Here is a 14,869-nt window from a genome sequence, read left to right as displayed (position 1 = left end):
CGATTACTCTACACCTTAATAACTAGCTAAGAGCATACTAAGTATGTGTACTTAATTGGTTACATAGGTCAACAATAGCTACGCACTCTGCGCGGTACGCTTTTAACTATACTTATCAACTTTTACAATCATACGAATTACGACCTAACTGGTTATTTACTTACTTGTTTTGTCTTTAGATAAGACAAATAGCATAGAATATTTTTCTAATATTCTGGATATTATCCACGATAACCGTAACACGATACTATAGACACACACTAAAATAGTTATCTGAATTAAGATTTTATTCTTAATCTAAACCTTATGTATTCATTTTTATTAAAATTTTTATTTTTGTAAATTCGCTATATGCATAATCATGCAAGATGCACTGACCACTTGACATAAGACATAACTTGCACATCTTAATTGTAGGTTTGACCATAAGCAAGGTGATAAGCATATTATAATCAACTCTGTTGCCTCTTTAAGAATAGAAGGCCGATATAGCTCTTTGAGTTCTACTATTATTTGGAGGTCAAATGTCAGAATATTAAAAATTTATAATATAAACAACAATATTTGTATACACACAGTCAATAGTAATCTGAATAAAATTATAGAGCTTATATATTCTATAATACCTTATTCTACTAGCCACAAAACTGTCATTAATCTAATAGACTCAGGTGACATTAACTACATTGAGTGAGTATCGCTCGGCGACTGCATTTAAAAAAATTTTATCATCAGCATATAATAGAACATACTACATAGATCAAAAGCAGCACAATAGATATTTATAAAAACCTATACAATCACAATATAATCCTATAACAACAAAACCACTCTATTTATAAACAGTCTCTTTTTAATACACAGGACACTACTAATATATGATGAACTGTCAGCTAGGCACTCTCAAATAGTAAATATCAGTAAAAACTGAGATCTTATGGATATGGTCGATACACTAAATATTTATGATATAATTAATGCGAGAATCCTAAGTATAATACATAAAACTATCTCTGATTGCTCATTACGAGCAAAGGTATTTAACTAATATTAAAAAAGTATTTTGTTATTTTAAACAAAATAGATTATTTCTGTGTAATACTCTCTCATAACCAAGCAAGAGTGATAACGTCACTATGTCTTATATACCTTATTGAACTAAAGTTTTCTAAGAAGAATTCAAACAATATTTCTTCGATACATAACTTGAAGTTATTTGAACACTATCATATAAACTAATAACCTCTAAAACCAGAAAAGCTATTTCAAGTTTATCCAACGCAGATCATTAATGAGTGCAGTGTTATTATTATATTATAAACGAATAGCAAATAAAACCATAAACAAAAAACTGTTAGGCGATCAACCTATATGTAAGAAACTTTTATCTTGATCGGAACAAGCATACCAATAGGCTTGCTTTAACACCTCACAGAGTTAATGCATCTCTATGACAAGTTAGTATAACAATCTAAATATAAAGGCTACAACCCTAGATCAAAAGGCTATGATCCCGATATTCTATTTATTTAATCGTTTTATTATTAATACATCTAAAATATCGATACTACTTACATGTTTTGGTATATATTTAATATCTATTACAATCATTATTTTATGATATGAGTAATAGGATAACGAATGAGTAGTGATAGAAAGGTAGCCTGTAAACGCTATTACATAAAAAATCAGTGCTGTTAATATTAAAATATCGTGCCCATAATAACTCATAAACACTATTATAATAAGTAGTATTATTTCTTAGATAAAAATAGCATGCTATGAATTACTAGGTAACAAATGTAAAGCTACATATAGGAAAGACGCAAGTAAGCAATATATTACAATCCACATCTTTGTCTACCAATGTTTATCGATACCTTTATATTAGATTAAGTTAAATAGCGTCACTGACTGAGAGCGGATAAATGATGCACTCATTCTACTGGATAGTATAGGATATAGAATATCCACCGGAGAAACAACGTATTACTTACTGTAATGCGCATTGAGATGACATAGAATGCTTTAGAAAGTATTCCAATACACCACTTTAAAGCAACGAGAAAAACTCTATATGAAACACCAATACTGGCAGGTAATCTAGCATTACTAACCTGCTTATGAATTAATACGTTGAACACTAAGAAAGATTAGAATACTGATTCTATCAGAAATTCACTAAGGTGATTAGTCTTAATAGATACAATAATTCTAAAAAGTATTTAACGGTTTTCAGAATAACATGAATAATTTTCGTGATAAACGGTGAACAATCAGCATAATCCTGTCCCGAGAATCCCAAGACAAAACTAAGATAGAGTAAGCTAGTATCCATTTAGCTATCAGAGTTATCATAGAATGTTTAACTATTATATAACCGACTTACAGTAAACGCAGTGAGTCTTTAACACACAAGTACAAACACATAGCCATTAATGTTACCTAGACTATTGTGATCAGTCAAACACGCGCAAGTTAAATCTCCAGCTTTAATAATTAACTCAATGTACGTCTTGTTATCTTCCCTATAGAATGCTATCAATGAATTGCAAATCCTTAGTTTTACTACAATTTTATGTTAAAATTCTCTCTATTCTTAAAATGTTTAAATTTTCTAATGCTTAAGTATAATCTGTCGTGTTTAATAACATGGTGATATCGAAGCTACTGTGATATAATTATAACCTTTCAAGTTATCTACCATACAAGTATCTTCTATAATTGCTTATTTTACAAAATATTTGCACAGGAAATGTTCAAGCAATCATTTTAATCTATATTACAGCTTCATATTGCACCATTGTATATATTCATTTTATGTTCTATAAACCAAAAGACATGACATTATCGTAAACTATAAAGTAAAAAAGTGAGTAGATTTGATCAGATATATCAGACTAGCAGTAAACTTCTTCATTATTCAAGCAATACTCTACTCATCGTAACATATACATACAAACGTTCTAAACCAGACGCTTTCTATAAGCAATGAGATAAATTATATATCTTAAAACTAAAACTATACCGCGTACGTATTAACCTATGATGAAATAACCTGCTAAAACGTTATCCGGTGAACCATACCATTTGTTTTATCTGTAACATCCTGGACGCAGTAAATAATTACAAGCTAGGTATCAGTTACTTGCCATACAGATAATTTATAAAATTAATAATCATGCTTCTCGTTAACTTTCGATGATTACTGTTGCACAAGCATAGCAGCGTTCGTCAGTTAGTGAAATGTGAATTGCAGTTACCCCAATATCTTGTGCTAACTCAGCAGCACGATCATACAAACGGATGTGTGGTTTTCCCCAGAAATCATTAAATACCTCAAACTGCTTATATGCTAAGCCGTTTCGAATACCCGTACCAAACGCTTTAGCAGTTGCTTCTTTTACTGCAAAGCGCTTCGCAAGAAAGCGTACTGGCTGCTGATGTTTCTGGTACAACTCCCATTCAATACAACTTAATACGCGCTGGGCAAGACGGTTACCGCTGCGTTTCACTACCGATGCAATACGCATCATCTCCACAATATCAGTACCTAAACCAAGCACCCCCATTAACAACGCACTCTTACATCAATCGTGTCGCACTCATTACTGCTGCAGATAACCTGTGCATTACGACCGATGCTTGTGATCATATGATTAATTTTTAATTTATGCATTTTTTGTAACATAGCGATAGATTTTACGTTGTAGTACATTCGATTATGACCTAAAGTAACCTTTAGCACTGTCTGTGTAACATAAGTCACAGATATCCAAATGCAATGCAGATCAAACTTGTCTAATAACTTACTTGGAGTAGTACTATAAAAACCAAGATAAATTGCAATATAAATCGCACCGATCTCTACCGTTACATCAATGTGTTAGTAGTTTTATTAACAGATAGGGATACTAAAATTTTAGCTTTCAACATACTCCTGGCCACTATGAAGTTGCAATATATATAAATATGAATACTTCTAGTTTTATCATATGATCACATAATATAAAATATGGTGCATTGAGCTTACGCGCTCAACAACAGCACACTCTATTAGATGACGCACATAAAAATAAAGTAAGTGCAATAATATATCATAATTGCCTTAGATAACTATAACATTCTAGTCATACGATAATCTTTTACTACAGTGTTGTTAGACCTTATTTACGTTAAATATTGAACAGATAACATTAAATGCGTATAACTATTAATTTTAAGGCACAGTGATATTTTCAGAACTATTATACCGCATAGTCCAAAATTCTAATACAATATATGATATTACCGAACAGTTTGTGGAGTGACGATCCGGCGTGCGCCAATGTAGTGACGTTTCCAATATTTTTGTTCGAGTTGACTAATGTGTATCGCTTTACCTGAGCGCGGAGACTGTATAAACTTGCCATGACCAATATAAACACCAACATGATCAGTAACGCTATTCTTGTGAATGCGAAAAAATACTAAATCACCACACTCTAACTTGCTTTTCTTAATCGGAAAAGCATCGTGAGAATAGTATATCTCCTTAGTAGTTCTTGGCATCTTGATGTTTATTACATCTTTATAAGCATAGTAAATTAGACCACTACAATCAAACCCGATATTAGGAGAACTGCCTCCCCATCGATAAGGCTTACCCATTTGACGCATCAGCTTAGTCATGATGATGCTTTTAGCATACTGATAGCGTTTTTTATTTTCCAAACCACGATGTAATTGTTTTAGACTATAAAGATGTTTCGTTTTAGATAAGCTGGACTGCAGTGAGTTAGCATAGCATTTGTGTTTTCTCTGTGCACCTGACGCAACTTTTACAGTTTTAATGCTTTTTTGGATTTTGTGTGCTTGTGGTAACTTAATAAGAAGTATCGTGTTTTGTTTATTTTGTTTAGTCTTTTTTTTTGTAATTATCTGATTGCATTTCGTAATTAGTATGGCTGTTTCTATGATATATCGTACCATACACCGACGGTATTAGATGTCCTCTATTACAGAAAAGTTGTATAAATAATAGTACCAAAAATATAGAAAATAATTTCATGGTAATACTACCAACCTTAACCTTAGCTAACATATAAAATTTTAGTAATCCTTACTCTTATGATGTAAAATCACCAAATATTATCATCATACCGCACTCATCTTTAATAAATACAGGTAGGATGTACTTTAAACATAAGAAAACTTTTACATTTATTAGACACGCACTAAAACATTGAATAATAGATCCCATAATCAGATTATAATTTTTATACACCCATATTCACTCTAAAAAATATTTACAGATAAGACACAATGAATAGCAATAATGAGTGTATGTAACTAAATGTCTTATATTTGTTGTGATTCTTAAATAGCCTATATGCAGTGACATATTAATACTAACTTTTTAATTGTATGTTATCTTTACTACACATCTACTAGACTTTTTTATGGTAAAATATATGCACTGTAATTTTAGTCGTTTACTCTAGTGATCTTCTAATGGATATTAATATAGATCATTAAGTATTCATTCTTATTTTCAGTATATAGAATAACACCAGCAGTCTTTTAATAGTATTTTCAATTTGAAGCACATTATTACCACTGCTCATAACGTATAATACAACTAATATATCACTTTATAGTCAAGACATTTTTTGACAATTTTATAATTGCAATAGTCAAAACTAAGTCTTGAGCAAAATAATACTCATTTAAAGCAGATAACATTCAATAAATTCATTATTATTCTACTCGTTACTCAGTAAAAACACTGTATTCCCAATGATATAGAAACGTCACCTAGCTTCGTGCTTTGTATCCTTAAATTTTTATACAGGGCTATCAATCAATGGATAGAAGACTTGTGTGAATCTTAACCCCTGAACACTGATGTTGACGGTAATATCAGACTCACATTATACTGTATCAGTAGCTGATGTATTTATCATACAATACCTAATTATATTATCATAAAAAATTTTAATACTTATCACAGTATTTACTCACCATAAGCTAATTTATCTAATGAGACAGATACTAAAAAGGTTATTTAATACATACTCCTGACAGACACCTAGAATACTAGAGTACACTCTAGTATTCTAGGTGTTAAGTGCCTATTTCTATATAAAATAGAGAGATGATTAATATATGACTATACAAAATTTTACTGATAGTTAATACTCAGCGAATTAATCAAAAGGAACATCACTAATGTCTAAATAAGTACGTACTGCGCGAATCTATGAGTTTTTCAACTTATATACTCTAACAAATACGCTGTACCATAACAACTGCACTAGACTGCATACTATCTATAACAGCGCTACAGATAGGCTAAGCAACGCAAGATCAATATTTCTATATGATCTTTTATTACGGACAGAGAACACTATGCTTCATTGCAGAAAACATGAGGGTATATGATAATCGTATTCCCTATGCATTCCACTAGATGATTGATAGTGTTTGAAGCACATGATAATTAATCTTCTAACAGATTCGAGAATGTTATTGTATAATATAACACGCACATTGATAAGATTACTACTAAAATCTCAGTAAATACAAACTAGTCCTCTGGGAATATAAAAACAAAACAAATTTTAACCAAAAGTTATGAACGTTTGTTCCAGATAGAACGAATTATAATGCGCTATATTATAAAATATGGTCTTGCTATTCAACCTCATGAATATAATAAAGACTTAACATCCAAAGCATTAAATAGCTACGCTATACATCACAGTAGGATAACCGGAATTAATGAACTACTATAATATGATGTATTTAATTTCTATTAAGTGTTAATTCAGGAATGATCATGACAACGTTTGAAATAATTCAGCAACAAATCGCTGAAAATCCACTTTTGCTATACATGAAAGGCTCGCCAAATCTACCAAGCTGTGGTTTTTCTGCACAAGCAGCACAAACACTCTTTGCCTGCGGTGAACGCTTTACTTACGTAGATATCTTAAAGCACCCGACCATTCGTGCTGAACTACCTAAGTATGCTAATTGGCCGACATTTCCACAGCTTTGGATTGATGGTGAGTTCGTTGGTGGTTGTGATATCATTACAGAGATGTATCAAAATAATGAATTACAAAAACTTATTAAAGAAACAACAAAAAAATATAATATAAAAATATAAACTCATATTGTTAATTTCGCGGATTTTAACCATTAAAAAGTCAATCGATGTCTATACCAAAAAATAGAGTATGATTGCTTATCTAGGCAGGTCATCGACGATGAGTGGCCAGCCGCCTAAACGTTTCCAACGATTCACGAGTTCGCAAAATAAAAGCGCAGTCTGCTTAGTGTCATACAATGCTGAGTGCGCCTGGTTAGCATCAAACGGAATACTAGCAGTAGCACAAGCTTTCGCTAGCACCGTCTGACCTAATACCAATCCACTTAGCGATGCTGTATCAAACGTACAAAAAGGGTGAAAAGGATTGCATTTTAGGTTAACACGTGCGGCGGCAGCCATCAAAAAACTATGATCAAAGCTTGCATTATGTGCCACAATAATTGCTTGGTTACAACCGCAATACTTGATACCAGCACGCACTGTTTTAAAAATAGTATGCAATGCATTATACTCACTAACAGCACCACGTAGGGGGTTATGCGGATCAATACCATTAAATGCCAGTGCTTCTGGTTGCAGGTTTGCCCCCTCAAAAGACTCAACATGGAAGTGCAGCGTCTTATCTTGTTGCAACCAACCCTTGTTATCCATTTTTAAAGTAACAACAGCCACCTCTAATAATGCATCAGTTTTAGCATTAAATCCGGCGGTTTCTATGTCTATAACTACAGGATAGAACCCACGAAAACGGCCACTTAGGGTATTCAGGTCACTTTTTCCAGTCATTAGTTTTCTTATTTTTCGGATGCAGCAAGCATTATAAAAGATTTTACTACCAGTTGCAGATTTATGATGATTTAGATAAAATAAAATGACATATTGCGCTATTTATGCTTCTGATTTACTTAAATTATATCACGATACATGTATGCTCGATTTGTGCAATATAATCATGATTGATACTTGATTCATACGACGTTATATACATTAACATCTAGATGTCATGATTGATCGTAAGAGATCATTTCCCTTTTTCTTAGAAAATATTTCGTATAACAGTAGTGTATTTCTTGTTAAGATATCTATAAAAATTTCGTAACAGTTCCTTGTTTTACTAGCTTATTCATTACTTTCCCACCCTTCTCTAACATTCTACTGAACACTGAAAAAAGAAAGATTATAAAATAGGAGATACGTCGTCACTATCTTAATCATTCAAAAAGTTTGTGCGCTGTACGTTGATACATTAAAGATGGTAATCATAGTCCAGATGTTGTGCTAATCTTACACGTTTGTATGTAATTAAAGACATTAATTATTTAGTGTGTTATATAAACACGAATAATAAGATTAGTTTTAGAGCGCCGTTTACGCTTATAAGTAAACTATTAAAATCTATGAAGATTAGTCTTTAAGAAATTAGCAACTTAGTAAAACACTGTGCTTTTAAGCAATATTAAAACATAGCCAAACGCCATATTAACTCTAAACATTCCATAAAAACTATAAACTAGAAAACAGAATCTTCAGCAGAAGATGACATCTTTTAAAACAGGTAATGATGCTCCGAACGCTACACACATTGAATGATTCTTAACAATTAATACATTTCATTTAATCTGCAATACCTAGTTTTATCACTGTCTTCAGTATAATGCACGTCTTAGTATCTATCATTAATCAGATGTTCCAGCTGATAGACCAGCCGACAATTGATAAATACAGCACGAAAATAATTAATATACCAAGATACTCAATCATTATTAATAATGACTATATAATTACAAAGCTAAATTGAACTTTCTAAGCAATTCACTAAACTAAAAAATAAGTACACACTCAATTGATGTTACAATATTAGTAGATTTTATACTCCACAATCACTCAGATACGTAATAATAACCGTACCAGACTTTGCAATATTTATAAAATATTTTAATAAACTATGATTTTCGTAAAAGATAGTATCGTATATTATGCATAATGACTATTAATCCATAATTTTTCTCTTTTATGCTTTTATTACAATACTTGAGATAGCATGGAAGTATTACATTTATAATAGTTGAAGTATCGGCAAGCTCCACAGCATAATCACATGATATGTAGTACACGTCAAGCAGATTACTGTTGAAATAATAGTCTGCTTGATGTGTACCTTATAAGCCTAAAAAAAAGAATCAGTGTAGATAATAAACTATAAACGTCATATAAATTAACACGTATCATAACTCATACTGTGACTGAGCAACATACAGCTACTCAATGTAGCTATAGAGCAGCCACTGAGTAGTAAACTGTATTTTCTAAATACTTAAGCAAAACAATTGATTAACACCGACTGTCTCAATATCTCATAATTTACGCAAACTAATCACTTCAATTAAGATTCTTTCTTAACATTAATTTCTTGTATATCTTTTTTTATAATAGCTCGTATGTACATTATCTTTTAACGTACTATCGTTTATTGACCTGTGCATAATTCTTTATAACTACTAATTGCCGCATTATTGTCACTCAAACACCTTACAAATGTGCGTCCGTTGTAATATCAGTGAAAAAATATCAAAACACACAATGACTTCAAAAATAATTTATTTTAGCATTGGTGCTAGGCTGTGCTTTAAATCTACACTAATACGTATTAATTTTAAACCACTTACTTTAATCACGTGTAGTGTGATAAGAAACTCAATATATGCAACCTGCAATATAGGTTTGTATCTAAAAATTAATTATTAACATCCATATGTACTGACAGTCACAAGCTAGAAAAGCGTTTTTCTTAATATCACATCAATTAATATACCTATGATATATAAGTTCAAAGGAGTCCAGAGGTTTTTGTGATTAATGCTAAAATAGCCAAATCACCCAGATCTAGTAATTATTATTAGAATGCCTCCTTGATTCAGATAAGAGATTACATTGCATCCCTTAATGTCTAGTTAAATCATGTAAATTACGATATACAGCTTAAGAACCAGAAAACCAACACTATTATCTCGAACACGCAGGAAGATATAAAAAAACACCTAAGCTCATCTATAATAAAAGAGCTTGCATCGTATTTGCCTAGCGGCTTGTTTGGGGCCGCATATGATATCACAGAGCACAATCCCGAATAATTATGAGAACTATCGGGTATAAAAACACCAAAACAAATTTTGTAAGTCCTGAACTAAATAAAAGCAGTAAAATATCATCACATTTTATAGTCAAAGAACGTGAGGACAGATAAGATAATACGCATATATAAAAGCTATAGTGCTTAAGTGATTAGTAGGTATAAAAAATCCCTGTCGATTTATATTAGATATTTATCATATTCATTCCAACACTACTGATCTGATTATAATGTAGGTATGCATCCTTACGCTCTTATTTACGTAAAGGCAAAGTATGCTATACTTTACAGGAATTATCAGGGCAAAGTCATTGTGCCGAAGCAATAGCATTAATCTATTAAACAAAATAAATTATTCGATATCTCTGCATTAATCATATAGGAAGTATTAAAACTGACATTGTTGTTAGCAATCTTGTCCCGCAACCTGTTGCAGAGAATCTCATATTCTTCTTAACACCCTCTCGCTCTTATAGAGAAAGCGCATCAGATTATCTAAACACTTGGCAGCTGCATCTAGGGTGACTAGCATTCAATAAGTCAATTATATGGACTAAAACATAACAAAATAACTCTTTATCTAGTTCGCAGTGATAGCTATTAACATCAGCCATTAAGATCAACATGATTACAGGGCCTGACGTAGGTAAAGAATCTTCATTAATAATTGAGCATACTATTATTCGGATACAAACATGCGCACTATACTATATCTGCCAACAAGGAAAAAACTAAATGATTAAACAAATCAGTCAACCATAAGCTACCGCTGTTCATAGTCTTTTGAAGCTTGCGCCACAACTATTATATTTTTAAGCGTAATATTTACAATCTCTTCACCCCTATAGAACATGACTAGTAGTTAATAAGTCTTTGATGGTTACCTTTATGATGAAGAGATTGCTTCGTTCACTGCCACATCACTCAGCGCTATTACTAGTGAGTAATATCAATAATAATCGGTTACCCTTTATTAGTCCTGTGTACATATTAGCTAATATTATAAGCAGCTAATCGATTATAGTAAGTCAATTAAAAGCAATCTTTTAATTGACAGTCCATTCTAATGTTCTGAAAAAGCTTACAACATTAATACAGGATGCATACCTCATATAACATGAAAAGAAGACACCAGTGATTTCCTTCATAGGATATATCAGAAGAGATGAAAACTAAACTACTAAATATTGTTCTATACCAATGACCAGCACGATGCAATTTTTATTCAGTCAAAGATATACAGATACTAACGCTAATGAGTCGAGGAGAACAAGTATATTTAGCCTTAATAAGGTGCTAAAGTTACAGATTAGTAGAAAGACTGAGCCAAAAATAATTTGTTATAGCAAAAATCTTAGCGACAGGTTCTAAGGTATTCGGGTAATTAATTATTATGATGAAGATACTTTATTGGTGATATTGATTCCATTATAGAAGTAAATCTAGTTGTATCCGCGATGCTGATTCAGTTTTATGATAAAACAATCTATTACGTTTTCATGCGATAGATAAGCTACTACGAGCTTACACAATAACTACTTACAAAGTTAGAAGTCCACAGACGCAGATGTTATTATGCTTCTTACCATGCAAAATTATCTGATGTAAAATTACATTTAATCTATACAGCAGTCATTAGGGAAAACCGTCGCAATTACTGGACAAAACTAAGACGCTATCAATTGCCGTAAACACAGTGCGCAAAGAAATGAAAATCTGGCTACAAAAGCATTAAAGAACGCGCCTAGTCGTTTATTATCTGTCGTCTGTAAAGCATTCGTCTAATAATGAATATTATGATAGAAATGTATATACCTGAAATTATTACAGATGTTTATGGTATAAAATTTTAATTACTTAATTATATAAATTACACTGTAGTGCTAAACAGTCTGCAGAATCTGTATTCCACCCAAAAATCTCCTAATTTTAAAAATTATGTTGATATCAACTTACTTTTCTAGCTTTTAGAAGACTAGAATTATGATATGCTGTTGACTAAGCGTTGTACCTCATAAACCTACCTTATAATAGTATTGCACTACACACTAAATTATAATTCACGAGTTCTAAAAATAAAAAAATTGCACTATAATAACCTTATTGCGTACCACAGACTATAGTACTTATCTAGTACTTAAAAAAAATCTAGTATCGATGATACTAGCGAATAATCTAATAAAGACACTATTAATCGCACCACTAATTGACAGGAAGTACACAATATAGCATTGCTCGCTATCAGTTTACCCGCCAACTGCTTGTCTATTAAAATATACATAATATTATTAAAACATATCTAACCTACTAATATAACCACACACTACTGTTTAATACAATTCTGTCATGTAAGATTTTTACCTTTATATTTATATTTGTCAGTTGTCACCACAATACTGACGATGGCTAGTGTTTTACTAGAGAGGTGTTAATGTCGTCCTTAGAAGCTGTCTTACTCGGTCGATAATAATATGTAGACGCTAACGATTACAATGAATTATAAAGATATAGCACAACAACATAACTAGTATGTTCCTTGAATCAAGCAACTACCAAAATTTTTTATTAAATCACAACATCAAGAGCGTGATAGTGTGTATAGGATTTTATTCACTATTTAATGTATTATGCATTTTATTAACTTAAAAATTCTTAGGAATAATAGAAAATATCGTCTTGCGCAGAGAGTGCTGCTAAAGATCTAGCGATATGCTAAAATATTTTAGCATACAACATATTTGGTGCATCGAAATATTACATTCTAAGTGGTATTCTGGGGTTTTGGCATTGCTTAGACTGAGTGCAAGACACATGTTACGATTGCCCATTGAGTTAAAAGGCAGTAATTTCACTTTATCAGTTATTCATTTATATACTTCGGAACCTGAAGTAATATTTCAAGCGCTACTCAAAAAAGTAGAACAAGCGCCTAACTTTTTGAAAAATAGCCCTGTCGTTATGAATGTAGCAAGGCTAAACAACAATACAAATTGGAAAGAACTATATCAAGCTGTTGAAGCAGCGGGTTTACGAGTAGTAGGAATTAGCGGGTGTCAAATTAAGCAACAAAAAAAGGCAATAATCCAAGCTGGACTACCATTGCTTAACGAGGGTAAAAGTCAGGTAATATCTATGTCAGATAGAGTACAAGCTAACGTTAGTACTTATGTAAAAACACGTATAATTAGTACACCTGTACGTTCCGGCCAACAGATTTATAGCCGCAACGGCGATCTTATTGTTGCCAGCAGTGTTAGCGCTGGTGCTGAAGTGATTGCCGACGGTAATATTCACATCTACGGCATGATGCGTGGCCGTGCTCTAGCCGGTGCATCTGGTGATACGCAGTGCCATATTTTTTGTATGCACCTAGGTGCTGAACTAGTCTCTATCGCAGGGCAGTATTGGTTAAGCGAGCAAATTCCACCTGATTACCTTGGGCGGAAAGTACAGCTCAGTTTATCAAATAAAACCTTAACCATACGACATCTAAACTAAGTTCTTTTGACAAGGAATTTATTCATGGCACGTATTATTGTTGTTACATCCGGTAAAGGGGGAGTCGGTAAAACCACTACAAGCGCAGCAATTGCTACCGGTCTTGCGCAAAAAAGCAAGAAAACTGTAGTAATTGATTTTGATATCGGTTTACGCAATCTTGATTTAATTATGGGTTGCGAACGTAGGGTAGTATATGATTTTATTAACGTTATACAGGGTGGTGCTACACTAAATCAAGCATTAATTAAAGATAAGCGCACTGAAAATCTTTATATACTGCCAGCCTCACAAACACGTGATAAAGACGCATTAACCCATAGCGGTGTCAAGAAGATCCTTAACACATTAAGGAATATGGGTTTTGATTTTGTAGTCTGTGACTCGCCAGCCGGCATTGAAACTGGTGCTCTAATGGCAGTCTATTTCGCTGATGAAGCGATAATAACTACTAATCCGGAAGTTTCATCTGTTCGTGACTCTGATCGTATTATAGGGATTCTATCTTCTAAATCCCAGCGTGCCGAACAAGGTGAAGTACCTATTAAAGAGCACCTTCTTCTTACTCGTTATAACCCTAGCCGCGTCAGTCGCGGTGATATGTTAAGCGTACAGGACGTACTAGAGATTCTTTGTATCCCGCTTTTAGGCGTAATACCAGAAGACCAGTCCGTATTGCGTGCATCTAACCAAGGCGAACCAGTCATACTTGATGCCGCATCCAATGCCGGTAAAGCTTACACTGATACTGTTAAACGCTTATTAGGAGAAGATTGTCCATACCGTTTTATTGAAGAAGATAAAAAGGGTTTTTTGAAACGTCTATTCAGGGGATAAAGTATGGCTTAATTAAATTTTTTATCCTATGATAATAGACCCCTAATATTATTTAAAAGTTACGAATTATCGTTATAGAGTAACCGCCTAAAGCGAATACATCGCGCTATTCACCGGCTGTAAGATGATATTTGTCGATACTTTACAGATATATAAAATTAAACCTTAAATACTACAGTTACATTTCAAATAGACAAAAGATAATATCGCAATATTTAAACGCAACTGCACATTGCCTCTGAGCTAGACGCAAATAAATAAAATAATTTATAATGCTATTTTGATATTTGTAATATTTTACATTTCAT

General features: G+C 32.5%; 7 protein-coding genes. 3 read left to right on the top strand and 4 right to left on the bottom strand.

Annotated elements, in window-relative coordinates:
• Nucleotides 1-3,191: 3,191 nt before the first annotated feature.
• The 3 genes from acpS to GIY03_RS01175 form a co-directional block, all read right to left on the bottom strand.
• Complete coding sequence (gene acpS, locus GIY03_RS01185) at nt 3,192-3,572, bottom strand: holo-ACP synthase (RefSeq protein ID WP_457913888.1); 381 nt, start codon at nt 3,570-3,572, stop codon at nt 3,192-3,194.
• Nucleotides 3,572-3,883, bottom strand: a complete 312-nt coding sequence (locus GIY03_RS01180) for a pyridoxine 5'-phosphate synthase (protein WP_457913964.1) — start codon at nt 3,881-3,883, stop codon at nt 3,572-3,574. The genes acpS and GIY03_RS01180 overlap by 1 nt, the downstream gene beginning before the upstream one ends.
• 404 nt (nt 3,884-4,287) lie before the next feature.
• Nucleotides 4,288-4,971, bottom strand: coding sequence for a C40 family peptidase (locus GIY03_RS01175; RefSeq protein WP_457913887.1), 684 nt, complete (start codon nt 4,969-4,971; stop codon nt 4,288-4,290).
• A gap of 1,846 nt (nt 4,972-6,817) precedes the next feature.
• Here GIY03_RS01175 and GIY03_RS01170 point away from each other — a divergent pair.
• A complete protein-coding gene (locus GIY03_RS01170; protein ID WP_457913963.1) occupies nt 6,818-7,153 on the top strand; it encodes a Grx4 family monothiol glutaredoxin in 336 nt (111 codons plus the stop codon).
• Nucleotides 7,154-7,231: 78 nt separating this feature from the next.
• Here the strand turns inward: GIY03_RS01170 and rnt are convergent, their stop codons facing one another.
• Complete coding sequence (gene rnt, locus GIY03_RS01165) at nt 7,232-7,882, bottom strand: ribonuclease T (RefSeq protein WP_457913886.1); 651 nt, start codon at nt 7,880-7,882, stop codon at nt 7,232-7,234.
• A 5,155-nt stretch (nt 7,883-13,037) separates the two neighbouring features.
• Here rnt and minC point away from each other — a divergent pair.
• Together minC and minD are read left to right on the top strand one after the other, a co-directional pair.
• Nucleotides 13,038-13,724 carry a septum site-determining protein MinC gene (gene minC / locus GIY03_RS01160; RefSeq protein ID WP_457913885.1) on the top strand — a complete coding sequence of 229 codons (687 nt, stop codon included), beginning with the start codon at nt 13,038-13,040 and terminating at the stop codon, nt 13,722-13,724.
• A gap of 24 nt (nt 13,725-13,748) precedes the next feature.
• On the top strand, nt 13,749-14,561 hold the full coding sequence (gene minD, locus GIY03_RS01155) for a septum site-determining protein MinD (RefSeq protein ID WP_457913884.1): 813 nt from the start codon (nt 13,749-13,751) through the stop codon (nt 14,559-14,561).
• Nucleotides 14,562-14,869: the final 308 nt, after the last annotated feature.

Source organism: Candidatus Gillettellia adelgis (assembly GCA_020541285.1).
Classification (GTDB): domain Bacteria; phylum Pseudomonadota; class Gammaproteobacteria; order Enterobacterales; family Enterobacteriaceae; genus Gillettellia; species Gillettellia adelgis.
Note: the sequence above shows the minus strand (reverse complement) of the source record. Positions and strands in the feature narration are given on the sequence as shown.